Source organism: Brevibacillus parabrevis, from assembly GCF_022701015.1.
In the GTDB taxonomy this organism is placed as follows: domain Bacteria; phylum Bacillota; class Bacilli; order Brevibacillales; family Brevibacillaceae; genus Brevibacillus; species Brevibacillus parabrevis.
The window spans coordinates 284,823-305,579 of the sequence record NZ_CP064090.1; the positions used below are offsets into that span (position 1 = coordinate 284,823).

Below are 20,757 nucleotides of genomic sequence, written 5' to 3' on the forward strand. Positions count from 1 at the left end.
CTCCGAAAAATGGCTTTACTATACTAATGGCAAGCCAAAGAAAACATCATGTCGGAGGAATCGCCCATGCCAAAAATAAAAAGCCTGCTAATTTCCACTCTATTACTAGCGGGCATACTAGCAGGCTGCAATCAAGCACCTGCCGAAAATAAAAGCTCCGCTCCGGAAAGTACATCTACATCCACAGCTAAGACAGATACACCTGCTTGGCCAAGAACATTTAAAGATTCGTTAGGCAAAGAAATTGTGATCGAGAAAAAACCGGAGAAATTGGCCGCGCTATGGTACTTTTATCCGGAAATATTAGTGGCATTAGGCGAGCCACCTGCTGGTTCTACGGAAAAAGAGTTTCTCGCTTCTTTAACTTATTTAAAAGGAAAGCTGGATTCAGCCGAAGAGCTGGGAGATAAAGTATCCCCTAGTATCGAGAAAATTCTTTCCATTGGGCCTGATATTATTTTGGCAACAGAACAACATGAAAAAATGTATGATTCTCTGGAAAAAGTGGCGCCAGTCATTACGTTGAACACCAAGGACATCTACAATGATTGGCAATACGGGATTCGTACAGTAGCCAAGATTATCGGCAAAGACGACGAGGCGGAAAAAGTCATCGACAAGATGATGAACGACATTACAACCGGGCGCGAAGCCTTAAAGCCGATGGCAGGCGAGTCAGTGGCTCTCATTTTGTCTTGGGATGGAAAAACGTTCAATGTACTAGGTGAAGGAAATCCAGTCTATAAACTCGCGTTCGATAAAGAAAAGGGACTGGGGCTTACACCAGATCATAAATTTACAGGTACGAACAATGAGTTTACTGCGTTTGAAGGAATTTCAACTGTTCAAGCCGACCATATTTTCCTGATCGGCGACATTACCAAAAAGGAAGCATTGATGAATGACTTGCAACAAAGCAAGGTATGGAACAATCTGAATGCCGTGAAGAAAGGCAACGTGCATCTAATGGATACTTCCGCTATTACTGGCGGCCCATTAGCTATCCAATACGCTTTGCAAAATATCACAGATGCCTTGCGTAAATAGCAAGGTCTAAAAAACGCGAAAAATCCGAGCGAAGTCACTCTTGTGCAACATGCGAGTGACAATAGATGCTATCCCGCTCTTTGAACGGTAAGGGTAAGGTACAGTGCAGGCAAAAAAAGGAGGGATTCCTATGAATTACGAGGTTATTAATCTGAATGAGCAGCTATCTGCAATCAACGAGCTTTGGTCTCCGAAAGTCGTGGGGGAAATACATGACGTTCAATTCAAGCTCATTAAAATTGACGGAGATTTTGAATGGCATGAGCATGATGGTGTCGATAAAGTATTTATCGTGCTCGAAGGAGAGATGTTCATTGCTTTTCGCGATGGTCAGGTGAAAATTTCCAAGGGCGAGATGTTTATTGTCCCGGGGGGAGCCGCGCAAAAGCCGTTCGCCGAAAAGGAAGCCCATGTCATGTTGGTCGAGCCTAGAGGCGCAGCAAACGCTGACCATTCCGAGTCCGAGTAAGCAGCAAGCAATGAGATTTGAAGCTAGTGATTGCTAAGGTACTTTCAGCATCTTTTCAAATTCGGCTATCGGCAAGTTGTCACAAACTAACGATAGCCGAATTTGCGATGCTGCCAAGTGCCTTTTTTGCCTCTTTCATTTTGCAGGAAAAAACTTTTTATAAAAGGAAATACTGCTCCTCTTACGTTTTGAGACTGTTCCTTTTCCCCCTTCTCCCCAAAAAATCTTTAATAAGCGTTACATACCACACTAGCATTTCCATAAACGCCAGGAGGACAAACAAAGCCCATATCTCCCCTTGACCAAGGCTATGCCACAAGTTATCTATTTCCGTCCCGGAAGCACGCAGCAAGGACTGTAAAAAGAATACAATCGGTCCAATTATGGAGGACAATATGGTCAGTATGGAAAGAAGCTTGCGCTGTTTCCGAATGAGATACACAATACCGCTGACTAGCGCTATCAAAATGAATACATAATAGAAACCCCAGACCCAAGAAGGCAACGTCTCCATGGGTTCCCTCCCTCCTATCAGAAAAGCCCCAGAATTTGTTTAATCAATCTTTCTACTTGTTCAACTGATCTGCAATCGGCAACATGGCAGCAGGGACGGCAACCTTGGCTCCGCGAGACGTCGGCAATCTCCAATCCATCTCCCCCCCTCTGCATTGCTTCAAAAATTTGTAATTTCATGATAATATGAACGCTGTTTAGATGGCAAATTTTAGGGGGGATCGCTGTGAGAAAAACGCTTGTCATCTGCATGCTCATATTCTTGACAGTTGCTGTTTCTTACAACTTTGAATGGATTATAGGCGGCTATCCACAAACGAAATCAGATATACAAAGCAATGTACGAGAATATTTATTGAGTGAGAAAAACTACAACATTGCTGACATTGCGAGCATTGATGTCACGTACTCCAGAAAATTCGGAGATTACAGCGCCCAGGTCATTTTTTCGGATGAAAGAGAAACGAAATACTACTATCGAATAGATGAAAAAGTAAAGCAGAGTGGTTACAGCGGTAAAACTGATAAGCACAGAGAAAGCTAAAACCTTTGAAGCATGAAAAAAACTTGCGGAACCTATCCACCCCAGTAAAAAACAAAATGCCGAAGCTAAGCTCCGGCATTATTCATTCGCAATTTTTTGTACTCCCCTACCACGCGGCAATGCTGCTGTCTGCGCGCATGTCCGTCCCGCCGCTCAGCACGCCGTGTTCATCCCGCCAAATAATTTGACCGCGGCCAAAGTAGTTGCCGAGCTGCGCCCACTTGATTGTGTGCCCTTTGCGCTCCAATGCTTGCGCCAGGTGCTCCGGGAAATGCCGCTCCAGCTCCACCGTTTTGCCCTCCATCCACTGCCAGCGCGGGGCATCCAGCGCCGCTTGCGGATTGAGGTGGAAATCGATCGTGTTCATGACTACCTGCACATGACCTTGAGGCTGCATGAAGCCACCCATTACACCGAACGGACCGACTGCTTTTCCGTCTTTGGTCAAAAAGCCCGGAATAATCGTGTGGAACGTCCGCTTGCCCGGCTCCAGGCAATTGTCGTGGCCTGGATCGAGCGAAAAGTTGTGCCCGCGATTTTGCATGGCGATCCCGGTTCCTGGCACGACGACTCCCGAGCCGAAGCCCATGTAGTTGCTCTGGATGAACGACACCATGTTGCCTTCGCCATCGGCTGTTGCCAAATAAACCGTTCCGCTCGACTTCGGCTGCCCCGGCTCCGGCGTCAACGCCTCGTCGCCGATCAGCGCGCGGCGCTCCTCTGCGTACTCCTCGGACAGCAAGTCTTTGACCGCAACCTTCATCTTGCTTTCTTCCGTGATGTATTTCAACCCATCCGCAAACGCCAGCTTCATCGCTTCGATCTGCTTGTGATACGTCTCTGTCGTGTCTTTTGCGGCAAAATCATAGCCTTTCAAAATGTTCAGCGCCATCAGCCCGATCATTCCCTGACCGTTCGGCGGAATTTCCCACACGTCGTAACCGCGGTAGTTGACGCCTACTGGCTGTACCCATTCCGGCTCGAATGCCGCCAGGTCTTCTTTGCGCAAATAGCCGCCGCACTCGCGGGAAAAGGCGTCGATTTTGTCGGCAAGCGCGCCGCGATAGAAGCTCTCCCCGTTTGTCTCCGCGATCTCGCGCAAAGTAGCGGCATGCCCTGGCGATTTCCAGATGTCGCCCGCTTTTGGCGCCTTGCCCTCTGGCACAAAAGTGGAGAACCAGTGCGCAAATTCTTCGCCTTTGCACAGCTGCGAAAACTTTTTGTACGCTGCGTTCCAGTAATGAGCGAGCGTTGGCGAAAGCGGGTAGCCATTCTCCGCGTAATCGATGGCAGGCTGCAACACTTCCGTCAACGGCAGCTTGCCGAAGCGCTTGGACAGGGCTGCCCAGGCTGCCGGAGCACCTGGCACAGTCACTGGCGTCCAGCCGTATGTCGGCATTTCTTCCAGACCTTTTGCCTTCAGCGCCTCGATCGATATCGCTTGCGGAGCTGGCCCGCTCGCATTCAGACCGTGCAGCTCATCCTTGATCCAGACCAGCGCGAACGCATCGCCGCCGATCCCGTTGGACGTCGGCTCCACGACAGTCAGGCATGCCGCCGTCGCAATCGCTGCATCTACCGCATTGCCGCCCTTTTTCAAAATATCAAGACCTGCCTGTGCCGCCAGCGGTTGCGAGGTTGCGACCATACCGTTTCTCGCAAAGGTGGTCACACGTTTTGAAGCGTACGGGTATTCCATTGCATCGTAGTTAACCATGGTTTATGCCTCCTTGATGTAGTTATCGTTGCTTGCTCGTTAGCCGATAAAGATGTACCCATACACCATCGCTGCTACCATGACAAAAGCAGGATGCACCTTCCACGTTTCCAGCAGCAGATAAGACGCAACGGTCAAAATGCCCGTCTGTATCCAGCCGATCCCTTCGACTGCCCCCAGCAAAAACTGATACGTCATCGTTCCCAGCAAAACAGTCACGACAGGGCGAACCGATTGCGTCATCGCTTTCACCTGCGGTGCGTTGCGGAACAAGTTAATGAATTGAAGCAGCAAAATCATCGCGATGGCAGTAGGCGCAACCGTAGCGAGCAGAGCGACAGTCGCTCCCGGCACACCTGCCACCTGATAGCCGATGTAGCCTGCCAGCTTGGTCGCGATTGGACTTGGCAGCGCATTGCCTACCGCCAGCACTTCCCCGAACTCCTTTATCGACATCCAGTGGTAATGATCGACGACCTCGTTTTGAATGAGCGGGATGCTCGGCGGCCCTCCGCCGTACCCCAATATGTTAGAGATAAAAAAAGCCCAAAACAGTTGCAGATAAATCATGCCGCTCCCTCCTTGCCGTCCTGCTTCTTGCGCTTGCGGACAGACCAGGTCGAGTATGCGAACGAGACAAGCAGCGCAATGCCCACGACAATGCCCGGATGCCAGTCAAGGAAAAGCAGCGCTACGAGCGACAGACCGAGCGAGATGCTCACGCCTGTTTTGCTCGCTGCTCCCTTCCAGCCTTTTGCGAGAAACTCCCACGTCAGCACGCCTGTCATGACGGCAATCACCGGGCCGATCGCCTGAATCATGCCGTAGACGCCAGGCGCGTCCTTCCATTGATAGATCACCTGCAAAAGTCCAATCATGACGAGCACGATCGGCATGACCACGGCGATATTTGCCACCAGTGCGCCCATCCAGCCTTTTACCCGATAGCCGATGAAAGCCGCCAGCTTGGTGGCAATCGGCCCGGGCAGCGCGTTGGCGAGCGCCAAATTGTCCGAGAAATCTTCATCCGATACCCATTTATACTTTTTCACGCACTCGGTATAAAACAGGGGAACCATCGTCGGTCCTCCCCCGAAACCAAATATCCCGATGCGGAAAAAGGCGAGAAACAAATGCCAGTAAACCATGTTCGTACCTCCATCCCTTGCCTTAGCGGAGCACCTCTCCCGATTGCACCAGATGACAGGATACCAGTTGGCCCCCGCCGATGTCTGACAGACTTGGCGTTTGCGAGCGGCAAATATCTGTTGCATACGGGCAGCGCGGGTGAAACGTGCAGCCGCTTGGCGGATTCGCCGGGCTTGGCAAATCCCCCGTCAACAAAATCCGTTCGCGCTTTTGCCGCGGCTTCGCCACCGGAACAGCCGAGAGCAGCGCCCGTGTGTACGGGTGGCTCGGATTCTCGAACAGCGTCCGCTTGTCGGCGATTTCCACCACACGCCCCAAATACATCACCGCAATCCGGTCGCACAAATGTTTGACTACCGACAAGTCATGCGAGATGAACATCAACGTCAAATTAAATTCCTTTTTTAAATCCTTCAGCAAGTTCAGCACCTGCGACTGAATCGATACGTCCAGGGCAGAAACAGGCTCATCCGCGATAATCAGCTTTGGCTTGACCACGAGCGCGCGGGCAATCCCGATCCGTTGCCGTTGTCCCCCGGAAAAGTCGTGCGGGTGACGGTTCAGATGCTCTTTTCGCAAGCCGACGATTTGAATGATGTCTTCAATGATCTTTTCCCGTTCCGGCTTCGTCCCGATGTTGTGCACCATGAGCGATTCCAGCAAAATCTGCTTGATCGTCATGCGCGGGTTCAGCGAAGCGTACGGGTCCTGGAAGATCATTTGCAAATCTTTGCGCATCAGGCGCATTTCTTCTTTGGGCAGCTTCGCTAAATCTTTCCCGTCAAACCAGACTTCCCCTGCCGTCGGCTCCAAAAGGCGCAAGATCGTTCGACCCGTCGTCGATTTTCCGCAGCCCGACTCGCCTACAATCCCGAGCGTCTCTCCGGGGTAGACAGTCAAGTCGATGCCATCCACTGCCTTGACGTGTCCGACCGTTCGTTTCAAAAAGCCGCCCTTGATCGGAAAATGCTGCTGAAGTCCTTTTACTTCCAATAGAGGTGTCGTCATTGTTGCTCTCCCTCCTCTGCATACAGCCAGCAACGGCATTTTGTCCCGTTCAGTTGCAACAGTTCCGGCGGCTTTTCGTTGCAGATCGGCATTGCCCTGGAGCAGCGCGGCGCAAAACGGCAGCCAGTCGGCATCTGATGCGGCAAAGGAACTGCCCCTGGGATGGTTTCCAAATATTCGCGTTCCTCGTCCAGCTCCGGTATGGAGTTCATCAGGCCAATCGTATACGGATGCTTCGGACTTTCAAACAAAGTATCCACATCTGTTTCCTCGACGACCTGCCCAGCGTACATGACGATGACACGGTCGCACATCTCGGCTACTACGCCCAGATCGTGCGTGATCAGCATGATCGAGGTTCCCGTTTTTTCTTTCAGGTCACGCATCAAGTCGAGAATTTGCGCCTGAATCGTCACATCTAGCGCCGTCGTCGGTTCGTCGGCAATGATCAGCTTCGGATCGCAGGACATCGCCATCGCGATCATGACCCGCTGCCGCATTCCGCCCGAGAGCTGATGCGGAAATTCTCCGTATATCTCTTCTGCGCGAGGCATGCCGACTGCCTTGAGCATGGCGATTGCCCGCTCTTTTGCCTGCGCTTTTGTCACTTGTCGATGCAGCATGACGGCTTCCTCAATTTGTCTGCCTACCGTATGCAGCGGATTAAGCGAAGTCATCGGCTCCTGAAAAATCATCGCAATCTCGTTGCCGCGCACAGCCTGCATTTCTTTTTCCGACAGCCCCAGCACGTCTTTTCCGTGAAAGCGAATCGTTCCGCTCGTATTTCCGTTGGGTGGCAAAAGCCGCATGATCGACAGGCTGGTTACGCTCTTGCCACAGCCTGATTCGCCTACGACACCGAGTGTTTCACCAGCACGGATGGAGAAGTCGACGCCGTCAACTACACTGACGACACCGCTGTCCGTGCGAAACCGGGTTCTCAGTTGTTCGACTTCCAAGATGGTCGTCATCTGCTCCACTCCTTTTCCCTGCGTAGGGCTTTTGATTATTTACGTGAGCGCGGGTCCAGCACCTGCTGCAATCCATCTCCCAGCAAGTTGAAGCCCAGCACGACTAAAAAGATCGCGATGCCCGGATAAAACGTCGCGTACGGTGCGACAGACATCAACGTTTGCGCCTGGTTCAGCATGCTGCCCCACGACGGCGTCGGCGGCTGCACACCCAATCCCAGATAGGAAAGCGAAGCCTCGGCGATAATGCCTGATGCCATGGCGAGCGTCGCCTGAATCACAATCGGGTTGAGCGCATTGGGCAGGATATGGCGGAAAATGATGCGCGCATCTTTTACCCCGACCGAACGCGCCGCTTGAATATATTCCATGTTGCGCAAAGACAGAACCTGACCTCGGGTAATCCGGATGAAGGCAGGCGCAAAGCCGATGCCGATCGCAAGCATGGCGTTGCCAAAACCGGAACCAAGCACCGCCGAGATCGCGAGCGCCAAAATCAAAAACGGAAAAGCCTGCATCGCATCGACGCTCCGCATGACTACCCACTCATCCCAAAAGCCTCGGTAATATCCTGACAGCAAACCGATCGGCACGCCAATCAGCATGGCAATTCCAACAGATATCAGCGCAGCCTGGATGGAAATTCGCGCACCGTAGACGACGCGGGAGAAAATATCCCGACCGAGGTCGTCTGTCCCAAACAAATGCTCACCGTCCGGCTGCATCATCACTTTGTTGTAATCTTGTGCATTCGGGTCAAACGGAGCGATCTGTGGTGCGAAGATGGCTACCAGAATGAGCACAAGAATAATGACTGCTCCGATGACGCCAAGACCATTTCGGAGGAATTTGCGTGCGGTTTTCATCACTCACCCGCTCCTTTCCCAGCTTTGATGCGCGGATCGATCACCGCGTACAACATATCGACAGCCAGGTTGACCATGACTACCAGAACCGCAGAGACGAGAATCGCTCCCTGTACCGTCACATAGTCCCGCTTGAACACGGATTCGACGATCAGACGGCCGAAGCCGGGAATGGAAAAGATCGACTCGGTAATGACCAATCCGCCCAAAAGACCCGCGATCATCAATCCGGAAGTCGTGACCACTGGCACCATGGCGTTGCGCAGCGCATGGCCCAAAATCGTCCGTGCTTCATTCAAGCCTTTTGCTTTTGCCGTCCGAATGAAGTCCATGCTGACCACATCGAGCAAGGAAGAGCGCAGCATCCGCATCAGGACCGCAGACTCCCTCAGCCCTGTCGCCAAACAGGGAAGAATCATCGCCAGCAAATTTTGCGTCGGATTTTCCAGAAACGGAACATAGCCGGAGGCAGGCAGCCACTGGTTGTTGACCGCAAAAAAGATAATCATCATCATTGCCAGCCAAAAGCTCGGGATGCTCATTCCGCCCAGCGCGGTAAAGGTGCTCGTGTAGTCAACCCACGTCCCGCGGCGCACAGCCGCCAGAATCCCGGCCGGAAACGCAATCAGGATGGCGACGAGAAACGTTCCGATCGTCAGCTCCACTGTTGCGGGTAGCCTTTGCATTATTAGTTCAGAGACCGGCACCCGGTCCGTAATCGAGATTCCCAAATCGCCCTGCAACACTTTTCCCAGCCAGGAAAAATATTGCACTACGATCGGCTGGTCCAAACCCAGCTCTGTTCGCAGTGCCTGATAGGCTTCCGGTGTCGCTTCCTGTCCTAAAATGACCCGGGCAGGATCGCCCGGGATCATGTGGATCAAAGAAAAAGTCATAATGGACACCAGCAGGAGAATCGGGATTGTCAGCAGCAGACGCCTGACCACGAACATCATGACAATTCCTCCTTGCTCTTGCCTTTATAGTGTTTCGCTTGCCTTATTGCTTGTCCAAAGTCGCGGTACGGATCAAGCCATCCGGTACATAGTTGAAGCCCGTTACTTTTTTGTTCATGCCAATCAATACGTATTGGTGGTACAAGTACACGTACCCCGCTTCATCCTGCAACAGTTTCGCTGCTTCATCGTACAAGGCTTTGCGCTTCGCTTCGTCCATTTCCCCGCGTGCCGCTACAACCAGCTCGTCCAGCTTCGGAATGGAAATGCGGCCGTTGTTGTTGGAAGTGCCGGTTACGACGAAGTCATGCAAGTTTTGGTCAGGGTCCTGACGACCGGACCAGCCCAGTTGCAAAGCGTCAAATTCGCCTTTGTCGCCTGTTTCAATCAGCTGTCCGTACTCCAGCTTCTCCAGTGTCATGTTGATGTTGTACTGCTTGAGCATGCTTTGCAGCACCGCTCCCAGCTGCTCGTTTTCCGGAGAAGTCGCGATATACAGTTTGAAGTCAAATCCGCTTGGCTTGCCGCCTTTTGCCAGCAAGTCCTTGATTTCATCCGCATTTGGCGCTGTTGGTGTGTTCAACTGTTCGTTGTAAGCCAGATTTCCTTTGGTAAACGCTGTACGCGCGGGCGCCGCATAGCCGTTGTACAGTACCTTCACGACCGCTTCCCGCTCAATGGCGCGGTCTACAGCCTGACGCAAAAACTTGTTGTCAAACGGCGGGCGGGAGTTGTTCAAGTAAATTCCTTGGAAGCCCATTCCCGACTCGGCGATCAGTTGCAGATTCGTATCGCCTTTCACGACAGGGATTTCTTTCACAGGCGTATCATCGATGATGTCCAGCGTGCCGGAGCGCAAGTTTTGCACCTTAGCTGTGCCGTTCGTGAACACTTTGTAGTTCACTTCGTCGACTTTTACCGCGCCGTTCCAGTAGTTCTCGTTTTTCTTCAGCGTCACGTGGTCGCCTTTTACCTGTTCAACAAAAGTGAACGGCCCGGTTCCGACTGGATGGTTGAGATATTGTTCGCCATGCTCCTTGACTGCTTTCGGCGAGACGATGATGCCGGAACGGTCAGTCAACACGGAGAGGAACGGAGCAAACGGCTCTTTCAATTGAATTTTCACCGTGCTTTTATCGACAACCGACACGGATTCAACGAATTTCAGCTCCCCTTTGCGGCGGGATTTTTCTCCGCTGATGTTGCGATCGAAGTTGAATTTGACGGCATCCGCATCAAAATCCGTACCGTCGTGGAACTTCACGCCTAGCTTGAGCTTGAGTGTATAAGTCTTGCCATCCGGCGTGACTTCGTACGATTCAGCCAGCATCGGCACAATCTTGCCTTGCGCATCGATATCGAACAGCTTGTCGTAAAGACTCGCGTATACTTGGCGATCATAAAGCGATGTGGAGATGCTCGGGTCCATCGATGGCGGATCTGCCTTCAGCCCGATATTGATTACTTTTTTGCCAGCAGCAGGTGCTGTTGCTGTTTTTCCGCTATCAGCCGTTCCTGCTCCGCTTCCTCCTCCACAGCCTGTTACCAATAAAACCGTCCCCAGCACGGCACCGAGCATCGCTTTGCTCATTTTGGTCGAAAACATAAGATGACCCCTTTTCTCTTTTTTTCTGTGATAAACATGACGACTTTTTCAAGACAATCCCAGCGGCTCATTCGTCCGATGGCATTCCCCCTTCCAAGGTTCCCGCTTTGTTTTAGCGGACGAAGTTGTACTTGGATTTCAAAATTTTCAGCTCATTGATGACGTTTGTCCGCAAAATTCCCGGGACTTTGTACAGCTTTTTCATCAAAAATTCCGACAATTCTTCGTAGCTTCTTACCAAGACCTGCGTGAACAACTGATAGTCACCGGAGGTCAATACGATCAGGCGAATTTCCACCATCTCGTTCAGCGCGGCGACGACTTCGTCGAGCTTTTCCGCTTCGACCGCTACTTGAATGATCGCCTGAACATGCAGGCCTGCCTTGACTGGATTGACGATGCCAACCAGACTCAACGTTCCTTCGTCTTGCAGCTGCTGCACGCGCATGCGAATCGTTTTTTCGGTTACCCCGAGATCTTTGGCGATTTGGGTAAAAGGCAGGCGAGCATTTTCTTGCAGAGCGCGGATGATCCCATAATCTGTATCGTCAAGCTCCGGGTACAGGGAACGCCGGAATTTCTCCTCCATATAACCACTCCTTTATTCGTCTTACTTATCCATTTTTTAACCTTATAGCGGTTGTAAATTAAAAATTACAGTCGAATTACGTAACGATTGTTGTTACTATAATACGAATTACGGCACGATGCAACCCTTTATTCAGAAAATTTCTTTTTGAAAGCATTTTCATTTTTTTATTTTCCTTTATCATATTTCGCGTATTCATAAACAAAAAAACAGCCACTCCCCGTAGGAAATGGCTGAACGACCAAGCACCACCCGTTCAATATTCGATCCGCTTTTCCGATTGCTCCCAAGCCAGAAACGGACCTTGCCGATTCTCCAGCTCCATCTGGCGAAAAGGAATGCTTCTGCGCTCATGCGGCAACATGATTTGCTCATAAATGAACTGATCATCGAATCCGACACGCGCTGCGTCTTCTTTTGTGCAAGCGTAGTACACGGCCCGCGGACGCGCCCAGTAAATCGCCCCCAAGCACATCGGACACGGCTCGCAGCTCGTGTACAGCTCGCAGTCGTCCAACTGGAAAGTCCCCAGTTTCTGACACGCCTCGCGAATCGCCTGAACCTCCGCATGCGCGGTAGGATCGTTCGTCGCCGTCACTTCATTGCGGCCTCGCCCGACAATTTGCCCGTCCTTCACGACTATCGCGCCAAAAGGCCCGCCACGGCTGGCTGTTACATTGTCCAACGCCAGATTGACGGCATGCTCCATCCATGTTTCCTGTTCCATGCCTTTCCCTCCTCGCTTTGCGCTCCTTCTATATCCTATGCCAGTTTGTGTACTTGCATTAGCCAAACTCGCTCATCCTTTTTGCCGACATATTCAGTGCGCAAAAAAGGCGCCCGCTCCCGGACACCTTTTGCACACTAGCACTAGATTCGGTTCATCGACCGCTTCAAATGGAACAAGTACCGATTGCGGATGACCCAAAAGTAAATCGCCTGAACGATGACGAAGCTACACAACACGATGGCAGTCGGCTTGACGACGGAGGCGATGAGCATGATTTTGAGCAGGCTCTGCAACGAAACAAACGCCACGATGCTATGGATGATCGCAACCAGTATCGGTACGAAAAACAACAGCGCGATCTGCGTCGTGACAATTCTCGTCAACTCCGCATCCGTCAGCCCGATCTTGGCAATCGCTCCATAATGCCGCTTGTCATTTTCTAAGTCCGTGTACAGCCGGAAATACAAAAAGCTCGCTGCTGCTACGAAAAACAGAACCCCTACAAACAGCCCAATGAACAGCCCGGTGTTTGCCATCTGTTTCATCTGGTGATAGAGGGGAGCACGGGCGGCAAAGGAATGTATATCGTTCCGATGCTCGATTTCATCAATCAGCTTGAGACTGATGTCCTGCGTGTCCTTCCACCGCGGCACATCATAGGCAAAGCGCTGTTCTTCCCGCAAATTGGTCAGTTGATCGTACACCTTGTTCGGCACGACGGCCAGACGCTCAAAATCGATGCCGCTGATCAGCGGGTTCATTTTCGTATCCGTTTTGACGATCAGCTCCTGGTTGCCCACGCGCAACGTCTTTTGCTTCACAGCGTCATCAAACCACAAGAGCAGCAAAAACACTTCGTTTTCGGCCATTTTCAGCTCGCGCGAATTGGCGGCCACGGCGATGCGGTTGTAATCGGACAGCTTTACGACCCCGATTCTCTCCATATTCGGAGCCTCTGGCAGCACGCGCATGGACACCTGATATTTTTCAAAAGAAAAGCCGCCTTGCTGCAAGCTGTTTTCAATCAACTGCAAATGCGCGTCCTTGTCAGGATTGCCTGCTTTGCTCTGGTATTCAAACGCAAACGGATTCGTCTTCACGACTGTCTCCTGGATCGAACCTGCCAAGGCAGCCAACGTCCCAATCGCACAAAAGGCGACCGTCGAAACGATACAGACCAGGAAAAACATTCTCGCGTTGTCTTTCATCCGGTACGCCAGATCAGATAGCGTCAGGAGATTCGTGCGCCGCCAGTAAATCGCTCGACGCTTCTTCAAATATTCAATCAGGATCACACTCAACTGTGTAAACAGCAAGTACGTTCCTACCACTGTCAAAGCGGTCACCGGCAACACAAGCGCCACCACGTAGATGCCGTCTGCTGTCAGGGCAAGCCAATAGCTCATTCCGAGCAAGGCAACCGCTACGAGCGACAGCACGATCGACGCGCTAGGCTCCCGCTTGGGACGGCGGCTCCCCTGCAACAGTTCAAGCAGGCTGCGGCTTCTGAGCAACAGCACAGTAAACAGCGAGATCGCCGCGAACAAAATAAGAAACGCCACCACTGTCAGCCCTATCGCTTTCCAGGGCAGATAAAAGCCCAATGCCTTCACATCGAGCAGAAAGCCCGCAAACTGGAAAAACAGCTTGGCCAGCACCATCCCAAGACCGATCCCAAACGCGATGGAGACGACCCCGATCAGCATGTTTTCCATGCAGATGAGCACATTGCGCTGCATCGGAGTCATGCCGTGCATGAACAAAATCCCAAATTCCTTTTCCCGCTTTTTCAAAAACGCTCCCACGCAGTAGAAGAGGAAAAAGAACGAAAACAGAAAGATGACGTATTCCGCTACGATCATCCCGGTCGCTACTGATTCATGAATCTCCTCGCCGACAATTCCCGGATGGAAAATGAACATGGCGTAGACGAAAAAGATCATGACAGAGAACACGCTGCTCATGAAAAAAGCAGCATAGGTGCGTTTATTGCGCAAAACATTATTACACGCGAATTGTCGAAAGGTCATAGGTGTTCCCTCCCAAAAACGATAGCGCGTCAATAATCTTTTGGAAAAACGCCTGACGGTTCTCTCCCCGGTACATTTCGTTATGCAACTGCCCGTCTTTGATAAAAATGACCCGATGACAGTAGCTGGCTGCCAGGGCATCGTGCGTCACCATCATCATCGTCGTATTGTCCGCTTTATTGATCGCTTCCAAAGTCTCCATGACATTTCGCGAAGACTTGGAATCGAGGTTTCCCGTAGGCTCGTCGGCCAAAAGCAGCGAAGGGGAATGGATGATAGCGCGAGCGATGGCGGTCTTTTGACGCTGCCCGCCGGATACCTCGTATGTGCGCTTATCCAAAATGTCCAAAATTCCCAGCTTCGTAGCCACATTTTGCAGCTTTTCTTCCATCGTCTGAACTTTGACGTTTTCCAGCGTAAGCGGCAAAACGATATTTTCACCAATCGTCAGGGTATCGAGCAAATTGAAATCCTGGAACACAAAGCCCAACTCGCGGCGACGGAAGAGCGCCAGCTTGTCTTTTTTCAACAAGTGCGGATTCGTTCCATTCAAGAGAACAGCCCCCGATGTAGGAGAGTCAATCGTGGAGATCATATTTAAAAGCGTCGTTTTCCCGCTGCCGGATGGACCCATGATACCGACAAATTCTCCTTTGCGAATCGAAAAATCGATATCGGTCAACGCGCGGTATGTCACTTTGCCTCCGTATATTTTACTCAGACTGTTCACCGCAAGCATTTCCATGCGTCTTTCCCCTTTCCTCTGACATCCCACTTTTCACTATACGAGGGCGCACGTTTTTCAACTATCGATTTAACTTTCATCATCCTTACGTTCTTGTAAGGTTGGCACCACCGCAGACAGGACAAGGCGGACTGTCGTGCCCTCGCCCACTTCGGAGTCCATTTCCACGCCATGATGCAGCCGTCCGCAAATTTCCTTGACCAAGTACAGGCCCATCCCGGTCGATTCAGGATACTTGCGGCCATTTTCCCCGGTAAAATACGGTTTGAACACCCGTCTGATATCCTCGGCTGGTATGCCAATTCCGTAGTCTTGCACTTCCAGGATGACATGCTGCCCGCGTTCGTACGCCCGGATCGTCACCTTGTTGCTTTTCCCCGCCGAATAGCGAACCGCGTTGGTCAAAAGCTGGTTCAACACAAACGAAAGCCATTTGTCGTCGGATTCCACTCGCCAGTTCTCTTCTATTTTCAGCTCCGGATACACTTGATTGCGGATAAACAAACGCTTGTTTTCCGCCAGCACGTTTTGCGTCAATGTGCGAATCGCCACAGGCTCGATCAAAAAGTCCTGTTCAAAGCGGTCCAGCCGCGCTATGTACAGCACTGTTTCCAAGCCGCGCTTGATCCGGTCGATTTCTTCACGCACGCTCTCCGATTTCGGATCATCTTCATTTTGCAGCAGCAAATGGATGACGGAGATCGGCGTTTTCATCTGGTGCACCCATTGCTGGATAAACGTCGTGTAATCGCGCTGCTTGTTCTCGTACGCGTGCAGCTGCTCCTTGTACAGCCGATACTGCTCCAGGCTTTTCTCGTCCAAGGCGCGGCAAAGCGCTGCGTTTCCGTACGTCTGCGTCAGCTCCTCCAACGTTTCTACCGGCTTGCTCAAGCGCTGGTAAATCAACCGATGGGTCAAATAACGCACGACCAGAAAAGCTCCGGCAAAAAACACGGACAAAAACATCACGTAAATAACCAAGGATTCGTTCCAGTAGCCGTCCATGGCGAAAATCAAAATCAGCAAAAACAGCTGAACGAGAAAAAAGGCGGCAAAGGCCCATTGATCCCTGAGGAACAGCTTCATTGCCCATCCTCCCAGGTCGCTCGCAGACGATAGCCCGAACCGCGCACAGTCTCGACGGCTCCTTCCAGCCCGATGTCTTTCAGCTTTCCGCGCACACGCGTGATGTACACGTTCAACGTGTTTTCATCGACGAATTGCTCGTCCCACAGCTTTTCCAACAAGCGCTCCCTGCTCACGACGCGCGGGTATTGATTCATCAACGCTTCCAGCAGCAGCGCCTCTTTTTTGCTCAGCTCGATCTTCGTATCGTTCATCGAAAGCTCCATCCGCTCCAAAAACAGCTTCAGTCCCGCAACCTCTACCGTGCGTTCCCCTTCCTGCGGCGCGTATTGTCCGTATGCGCGGCGCAGCTGGCTGCGAATTTTCGCCAGCACCACATCGTAGTCGAACGGCTTGGTAATGTAGTCGTCTGCGCCATTTTCCAGCGCCATGACCTGATCCATCTTGCTCTCCCGCGCGGAAATAAACAAAATCGGGCAGTTGGACTCCTGCCGCATCTGTCTGCACCAGTAAAAGCCGTCAAACTTGGGCAAGTTCACATCCAGCAGTACCAGATCGGGCCGCCTGTCTATGAACACATCCATGACGCGGTCAAAATGCTCGACGTTGACCGTTTGAAATCCGTATTTTTCCAGCTGTTCTTGCAAAAGCTGGTTGATCTTCGGGTCGTCTTCCACAATCATGATTGTCGACATCAGCTTATACTCCTCTCATCGCGAATCTCCTAATTCTTCCTCTCTCTACTATACCACTAGAAAACTCGGCAACGCCAACTGCGCCAAGCTGTCCGAATCACGCCACGCCCGTTTTCGCCCAACAAAAAAAGGCGGTATTGTCATCCGCCTTCAAGCTTTTGCATCCATCATTTGCTGAAGTTTTTTGATCCCGCGAAAATGCAGGATTTTGACTGAAGCCTCTGTCTTGCCCAAAATCTCGGCAATCTCGTTCATGCGCAAATCAGCGAGATAGCGCAAAGAAATCACGTTGCGTTGATCTGTCGTCAAGGTGTGTACCTTTTGCCACAGTCCCTCCGTCGTTTCTTGCGTCAGCAGGCACTCCTCCGGCAGCTTGTCAGTCGCGGCCATTGTGCTGAAAGTGTCCTGATCAACCGGGCATTCCCGTTTTTTGCGCATGTGGTCAATCAGGGCATTATGCGCGATGCGGAAAATCCATGCCCCAAAAGGATGGCGGCCATCGTATTGATCCAGCTTCGAGTATACTTTGATGAACACAGTCGTTGTCAGGTCTTCCACGTCCCAGATGTTCTTTACGCGGTAGCGGAAATAGCGGTATATTTTGGCGGAATAATCTTCGTAAATTTGTCTTTGGTTTGGTTTCGCATAAATGAGTGCAGTAGTCATAATCGATCTCCCATTTCGTGATCCGTATGAGTTGATCTCATTGTAAAACGGATCAGAGGCAGGAACCATCGAGTTATATTTCAAGAAGCTTACACTTTTGTAAGGTACTTATAGCTTGCTTGTAAGCTCTCGCACTTATAGGTACGAGAGCCCCACTCGTTTGGTTACAGCCTGAGCCAACTTGCAAAATAATTTTCGGTAACAGGGAAGTAAGCTTTGGCGAAACGGACGAACTCCACTCTGTCCCACACTCGCTTTTTTCCGCTCAGCGTTTTACATCAAAATATATTGAAAAATCCTCCTCATACATGATTTCCACGTAAAAAGGGATGTTCTTCCGCAAAAAAAACGCCCCCGAATCACTCGGGAGCGTTCCTTACAAGCATATTCAAACCTTACAGCAAGCCAAGACGCTGGAAAATCGTATCCACATGCTTCAAATGGTAGCGATAGTCGAAGCATTCATCCAGCTCTTCTTTGGTCAGTGTGGAGCTGACCGTTGCGTCTTCTTCCACGATGGCGCGGAAAGAGCGCTGTTCTTCCCAGGCTTGCATCGCGCGCGGCTGCACCGTATCGTACGCTTGCTCGCGGCTCATGCCTTTTTCGATCAGCTTGAGCATGACTTGCTGGGAGTAGATCAATCCGAATGTGCGATCCATGTTGCGCTTCATGTTCTCCGGGAATACCGTCAAGTTTTTCACGATGTTCATGAAACGGCGCAGCATGTAGTTCAGCGCTTGGGTCGCGTCTGGCAAAATCACGCGCTCTGCGGAAGAGTGGGAAATATCCCGCTCATGCCAGAGCGACACGTTTTCGTAAGAAGTGAGCATGTGACCGCGGATGACGCGCGCAAGACCGCAAATGTTTTCGCTGCCGATCGGGTTGCGCTTGTGCGGCATGGCGGAAGAGCCTTTTTGACCTTTGGCAAACGCTTCTTCCACTTCGCGCATTTCGCTCTTTTGCAGACCGCGGATCTCTGTTGCGAACTTCTCCAGCGAAGTTGCGATCAGAGCCAATGTCGCCATATATTCGGCATGACGGTCGCGCTGCAATGTTTGGGTAGAAATCGGAGCCGGAGACAGACCAAGCTTTTCGCATACGTATGCTTCCACGAACGGGTCGATGTTCGCATACGTGCCTACTGCACCGGAAATTTTGCCGTACGCCACTTCTTTTCTCGCCGCCTGGAAACGCGCCAGGTTGCGCTTCATTTCTTCATGCCACAGCGCCAGCTTCAAGCCGAAAGTGGTAGGCTCGGCGTGCACGCCATGCGTTCTGCCCATGCAAACCGTGTCTTTGTGCTCGCGAGCTTTGTCAGCCAAAATCGCAATGAAGTCTTCGATATCTTTTTCCAAAATTTCGTTCGCCTGACGCAGCAAGTAGGACAACGCAGTATCCACCACGTCAGTAGAGGTCAAGCCGTAGTGTACCCACTTCTTCTCTTCGCCCAATGTTTCCGAAACCGCACGGGTAAACGCCACTACGTCATGGCGTGTCTCTTCCTCGATCTCATAGATGCGGTTAATGTCAAAGCTGGCCTTGTCCCACAGCTTTTTCACGTCCTCTTCCGGGATGATTCCCAGCTTGGACCAAGCTTCACATGCGAGAATTTCTACTTCCAGCCAAGCCTTGAACTTGTTTTCTTCCGTCCAAATGGCACGCATTTCCGGGCGAGAATAACGTTCGATCATGATTATACCTCCGATGGATTCGTCCAGATTTTCAACTCATCAATGTGGGTGAGCGCTTCTTCCACAGTGGGGGCGAGCACGTTGATATGCCCCATTTTCCGCTTCGCCTTGCTCTCGGCTTTTCCGTACAGATGCAGCTTGGCCGTGCGCGGCAGCTTGTCGATTTGATCGATGACAGGCTGAAGATGCTCTCCCAAAATATTAACCATCACGACGGGAGAGAGCAACTCTGTCGAGCCTAACGGCAAGTTGCAAACAGCCCGGACGTGTTGTTCAAATTGCGAAGTCACACAAGCATCCATCGTGTAATGGCCGGAATTGTGCGGACGTGGCGCCAGTTCATTGACGTACAGTTGCCCGTCTGTGGTCAAAAACATTTCCACAGCGATCAGCCCGACTACATCAAGCTTCTCGACAATCGTGCGGGCGATTTCTTCTGCGCGTGCTTTTACTTCCGGTACGACACGCGCCGGCACGATGCTCAGGTGCAAGATGTTTTCCTGGTGAATATTTTCCGACGTCGGGAATACAGCCAACTCTCCGTCTGGATTTCGCGCTGCAATGACCGACAGCTCCATCTGAAAAGGCACGAACTGTTCCACGATCAGCTCTGTTCCTGCCTTGGAGAGCGTCTCGTACGCCTCCGCAAGCTCGTCCTCGCTACGCAAGACCCACTGGCCTTTGCCGTCATAGCCCCCGGTCGCTGTCTTCATGACCGCAGGCAACCCCAGTTCGGCTACGGCTCCCTGCAAATCTTGCAAACTGCCGACTACGCGAAAAGGTGCGACCGGAATGCCGATTTCGCGAATCGCCGTCTTTTCGGAAATCCGGTTTTGTGTGATGCGCAAAAGGCGGCTGCCCTGCGGCACGTACGCATGGCTTTCCAACACCTCTGCTACCTGTGCATCCACATTTTCAAATTCGTAGGAAATCACGTCGCTGACAGAAGCAAGCTGCATCGCCGCTTCCACGTCATCGTAGCTGGCGACAATTTGCCGATCCGCCGTTTGTCCGCACGGAGCGTCGACGGTCGGGTCCATCGTCACAAAGCGATAACCCATAGCTCGTCCAGCGAGAGCGATCATTCGGCCGAGCTGTCCGCCGCCGAGTATTCCGAGAGTCGATCCTGGTTTGATTTGCTTGCTCTGTTTGGTCGTCATTCCAGTTCGCCAGCCTCCAACACTTTATTGCGCACTTCATCACGTCTTGCCACAAAGCGCTCTTGCACCTCAGGGTATTTGATCCCCAAAATCTGCGCAGCGAGCAGCCCTGCATTGATCGCGCCCGCTTTGCCGATTGCGACTGTGGCGACTGGTACGCCGCCTGGCATTTGCACGATGGACAAAAGCGAATCCAGTCCGTTCAGATTGGAAGACTTCACAGGTACTCCGATTACTGGCAGTTCAGTCTTGGCAGCCACCATGCCTGGCAAATGGGCTGCGCCACCCGCTCCTGCGATGATAACTTCCAGCCCGCGGCTTTTTGCACTCTCGGCATACGAAAACATCAAGTCAGGCGTTCTGTGTGCAGAGACGACCTTCTTTTCGTACGGAACCTGCAATTCATCGAGAATTGCGCATGCTTCCTTCATCGTTTCCCAGTCTGACGTACTGCCCATAATGACGCCTACCAACGGCTGTAGCATGAACCATTCGCCCCCTACGTTTTGTATCATCAGA

General features: G+C 51.6%; 22 protein-coding genes. 3 read left to right on the plus strand and 19 right to left on the minus strand.

Features of this window, described 5'->3' with window-relative positions:
• Window positions 1-66 precede the first annotated feature (66 nt).
• Window positions 67-1,047, plus strand: coding sequence for an ABC transporter substrate-binding protein (locus IRJ17_RS01200; protein WP_242772845.1), 981 nt, complete (start codon window positions 67-69; stop codon window positions 1,045-1,047).
• 130 nt (window positions 1,048-1,177) lie between these two features.
• Window positions 1,178-1,516, plus strand: coding sequence for a cupin domain-containing protein (locus IRJ17_RS01205; RefSeq protein ID WP_173597818.1), 339 nt, complete (start codon window positions 1,178-1,180; stop codon window positions 1,514-1,516).
• 181 nt (window positions 1,517-1,697) lie between these two features.
• Here the strand turns inward: IRJ17_RS01205 and IRJ17_RS01210 are convergent, their stop codons facing one another.
• Complete coding sequence (locus IRJ17_RS01210) at window positions 1,698-2,030, minus strand: hypothetical protein (RefSeq protein WP_242772848.1); 333 nt, start codon at window positions 2,028-2,030, stop codon at window positions 1,698-1,700.
• A gap of 225 nt (window positions 2,031-2,255) precedes the next feature.
• Here IRJ17_RS01210 and IRJ17_RS01215 point away from each other — a divergent pair, with 225 nt between their 5' ends.
• Complete coding sequence (locus IRJ17_RS01215) at window positions 2,256-2,573, plus strand: DUF3139 domain-containing protein (protein ID WP_229049806.1); 318 nt, start codon at window positions 2,256-2,258, stop codon at window positions 2,571-2,573.
• A gap of 106 nt (window positions 2,574-2,679) precedes the next feature.
• On the opposite strand, the gene ggt is transcribed toward IRJ17_RS01215, so the two are convergent.
• The 18 genes from ggt to purE all read right to left on the minus strand — a co-directional run bounded on the left by ggt (window position 2,680) and on the right by purE (window position 20,723).
• Window positions 2,680-4,290: a gamma-glutamyltransferase gene (ggt, locus tag IRJ17_RS01220; protein ID WP_242772851.1), complete on the minus strand. Its 1,611-nt coding sequence runs from the start codon at window positions 4,288-4,290 to the stop codon at window positions 2,680-2,682.
• Window positions 4,291-4,329: 39 nt separating this feature from the next.
• Complete coding sequence (locus IRJ17_RS01225) at window positions 4,330-4,860, minus strand: chromate transporter (protein ID WP_122965601.1); 531 nt, start codon at window positions 4,858-4,860, stop codon at window positions 4,330-4,332.
• Window positions 4,857-5,438, minus strand: a complete 582-nt coding sequence (locus IRJ17_RS01230; protein WP_122965602.1) for a chromate transporter — start codon at window positions 5,436-5,438, stop codon at window positions 4,857-4,859. The genes IRJ17_RS01225 and IRJ17_RS01230 overlap by 4 nt, the downstream gene beginning before the upstream one ends.
• 22 nt (window positions 5,439-5,460) lie before the next feature.
• Entirely contained in the window at window positions 5,461-6,447 is a 987-nt protein-coding gene (locus tag IRJ17_RS01235) for an ABC transporter ATP-binding protein (RefSeq protein WP_173597815.1), read from the minus strand.
• On the minus strand, window positions 6,444-7,418 hold the full coding sequence (locus tag IRJ17_RS01240) for an ABC transporter ATP-binding protein (RefSeq protein ID WP_122965604.1): 975 nt from the start codon (window positions 7,416-7,418) through the stop codon (window positions 6,444-6,446). The genes IRJ17_RS01235 and IRJ17_RS01240 overlap by 4 nt, the downstream gene beginning before the upstream one ends.
• Window positions 7,419-7,453: 35 nt before the next feature.
• Window positions 7,454-8,284, minus strand: coding sequence for an ABC transporter permease (locus tag IRJ17_RS01245; protein ID WP_063229593.1), 831 nt, complete (start codon window positions 8,282-8,284; stop codon window positions 7,454-7,456).
• Window positions 8,284-9,240 (minus strand): ABC transporter permease, encoded by a 957-nt coding sequence (locus tag IRJ17_RS01250; RefSeq protein WP_063229594.1) that lies wholly within the window; start codon window positions 9,238-9,240, stop codon window positions 8,284-8,286. Before IRJ17_RS01250 ends, IRJ17_RS01245 begins: the two co-directional genes overlap by 1 nt.
• Window positions 9,241-9,283: 43 nt before the next feature.
• Window positions 9,284-10,846, minus strand: coding sequence for an ABC transporter substrate-binding protein (locus IRJ17_RS01255; RefSeq protein WP_242772853.1), 1,563 nt, complete (start codon window positions 10,844-10,846; stop codon window positions 9,284-9,286).
• A gap of 112 nt (window positions 10,847-10,958) precedes the next feature.
• Window positions 10,959-11,435, minus strand: a complete 477-nt coding sequence (locus IRJ17_RS01260) for an Lrp/AsnC family transcriptional regulator (protein WP_063229596.1) — start codon at window positions 11,433-11,435, stop codon at window positions 10,959-10,961.
• A 256-nt stretch (window positions 11,436-11,691) separates the two neighbouring features.
• Window positions 11,692-12,162, minus strand: a complete 471-nt coding sequence (locus tag IRJ17_RS01265; RefSeq protein ID WP_063229597.1) for a nucleoside deaminase — start codon at window positions 12,160-12,162, stop codon at window positions 11,692-11,694.
• Window positions 12,163-12,305: 143 nt separating this feature from the next.
• Window positions 12,306-14,195, minus strand: coding sequence for an ABC transporter permease (locus IRJ17_RS01270; protein ID WP_242772855.1), 1,890 nt, complete (start codon window positions 14,193-14,195; stop codon window positions 12,306-12,308).
• Entirely contained in the window at window positions 14,170-14,940 is a 771-nt protein-coding gene (locus tag IRJ17_RS01275) for an ABC transporter ATP-binding protein (protein WP_122965608.1), read from the minus strand. Before IRJ17_RS01275 ends, IRJ17_RS01270 begins: the two co-directional genes overlap by 26 nt.
• 69 nt (window positions 14,941-15,009) lie before the next feature.
• Window positions 15,010-16,026, minus strand: a complete 1,017-nt coding sequence (locus tag IRJ17_RS01280) for a sensor histidine kinase (protein WP_217022672.1) — start codon at window positions 16,024-16,026, stop codon at window positions 15,010-15,012.
• Window positions 16,023-16,721 carry a response regulator transcription factor gene (locus tag IRJ17_RS01285; protein ID WP_063229601.1) on the minus strand — a complete coding sequence of 233 codons (699 nt, stop codon included), beginning with the start codon at window positions 16,719-16,721 and terminating at the stop codon, window positions 16,023-16,025. Before IRJ17_RS01285 ends, IRJ17_RS01280 begins: the two co-directional genes overlap by 4 nt.
• A gap of 150 nt (window positions 16,722-16,871) precedes the next feature.
• A complete protein-coding gene (locus IRJ17_RS01290; RefSeq protein WP_122965610.1) occupies window positions 16,872-17,387 on the minus strand; it encodes a sigma-70 family RNA polymerase sigma factor in 516 nt (171 codons plus the stop codon).
• Window positions 17,388-17,782: 395 nt separating this feature from the next.
• Complete coding sequence (purB, locus tag IRJ17_RS01295) at window positions 17,783-19,078, minus strand: adenylosuccinate lyase (protein WP_063229604.1); 1,296 nt, start codon at window positions 19,076-19,078, stop codon at window positions 17,783-17,785.
• Window positions 19,079-19,080: 2 nt separating this feature from the next.
• Window positions 19,081-20,238, minus strand: a complete 1,158-nt coding sequence (gene purK, locus IRJ17_RS01300; RefSeq protein WP_242772857.1) for a 5-(carboxyamino)imidazole ribonucleotide synthase — start codon at window positions 20,236-20,238, stop codon at window positions 19,081-19,083.
• Window positions 20,235-20,723 (minus strand): 5-(carboxyamino)imidazole ribonucleotide mutase, encoded by a 489-nt coding sequence (purE, locus tag IRJ17_RS01305; protein WP_173597812.1) that lies wholly within the window; start codon window positions 20,721-20,723, stop codon window positions 20,235-20,237. Before purE ends, purK begins: the two co-directional genes overlap by 4 nt.
• Between the last annotated feature and the right edge of the window lie 34 nt (window positions 20,724-20,757).

Bases quoted from the DNA above. Each gene is read 5' to 3' on its own strand.
- IRJ17_RS01200 (WP_242772845.1), top strand. From the start codon at position 67: ATGCCAAAAATAAAAAGCCTGCTAATTTCCACTCTATTACTAGCGGGC.
- IRJ17_RS01205 (WP_173597818.1), top strand. From the start codon at position 1,178: ATGAATTACGAGGTTATTAATCTGAATGAGCAGCTATCTGCAATCAAC.
- IRJ17_RS01210 (WP_242772848.1), bottom strand. From the start codon at position 2,030: ATGGAGACGTTGCCTTCTTGGGTCTGGGGTTTCTATTATGTATTCATT.
- ggt (WP_242772851.1), bottom strand. From the start codon at position 4,290: ATGGTTAACTACGATGCAATGGAATACCCGTACGCTTCAAAACGTGTG.
- IRJ17_RS01225 (WP_122965601.1), bottom strand. From the start codon at position 4,860: ATGATTTATCTGCAACTGTTTTGGGCTTTTTTTATCTCTAACATATTG.
- IRJ17_RS01230 (WP_122965602.1), bottom strand. From the start codon at position 5,438: ATGGTTTACTGGCATTTGTTTCTCGCCTTTTTCCGCATCGGGATATTT.
- IRJ17_RS01235 (WP_173597815.1), bottom strand. From the start codon at position 6,447: ATGACGACACCTCTATTGGAAGTAAAAGGACTTCAGCAGCATTTTCCG.
- IRJ17_RS01240 (WP_122965604.1), bottom strand. From the start codon at position 7,418: ATGACGACCATCTTGGAAGTCGAACAACTGAGAACCCGGTTTCGCACG.
- IRJ17_RS01245 (WP_063229593.1), bottom strand. From the start codon at position 8,284: ATGAAAACCGCACGCAAATTCCTCCGAAATGGTCTTGGCGTCATCGGA.
- IRJ17_RS01250 (WP_063229594.1), bottom strand. From the start codon at position 9,240: ATGATGTTCGTGGTCAGGCGTCTGCTGCTGACAATCCCGATTCTCCTG.
- IRJ17_RS01255 (WP_242772853.1), bottom strand. From the start codon at position 10,846: ATGTTTTCGACCAAAATGAGCAAAGCGATGCTCGGTGCCGTGCTGGGG.
- IRJ17_RS01260 (WP_063229596.1), bottom strand. From the start codon at position 11,435: ATGGAGGAGAAATTCCGGCGTTCCCTGTACCCGGAGCTTGACGATACA.
- IRJ17_RS01265 (WP_063229597.1), bottom strand. From the start codon at position 12,162: ATGGAACAGGAAACATGGATGGAGCATGCCGTCAATCTGGCGTTGGAC.
- IRJ17_RS01270 (WP_242772855.1), bottom strand. From the start codon at position 14,195: ATGACCTTTCGACAATTCGCGTGTAATAATGTTTTGCGCAATAAACGC.
- IRJ17_RS01275 (WP_122965608.1), bottom strand. From the start codon at position 14,940: ATGGAAATGCTTGCGGTGAACAGTCTGAGTAAAATATACGGAGGCAAA.
- IRJ17_RS01280 (WP_217022672.1), bottom strand. From the start codon at position 16,026: ATGAAGCTGTTCCTCAGGGATCAATGGGCCTTTGCCGCCTTTTTTCTC.
- IRJ17_RS01285 (WP_063229601.1), bottom strand. From the start codon at position 16,721: ATGTCGACAATCATGATTGTGGAAGACGACCCGAAGATCAACCAGCTT.
- IRJ17_RS01290 (WP_122965610.1), bottom strand. From the start codon at position 17,387: ATGACTACTGCACTCATTTATGCGAAACCAAACCAAAGACAAATTTAC.
- purB (WP_063229604.1), bottom strand. From the start codon at position 19,078: ATGATCGAACGTTATTCTCGCCCGGAAATGCGTGCCATTTGGACGGAA.
- purK (WP_242772857.1), bottom strand. From the start codon at position 20,238: ATGACGACCAAACAGAGCAAGCAAATCAAACCAGGATCGACTCTCGGA.
- purE (WP_173597812.1), bottom strand. From the start codon at position 20,723: ATGCTACAGCCGTTGGTAGGCGTCATTATGGGCAGTACGTCAGACTGG.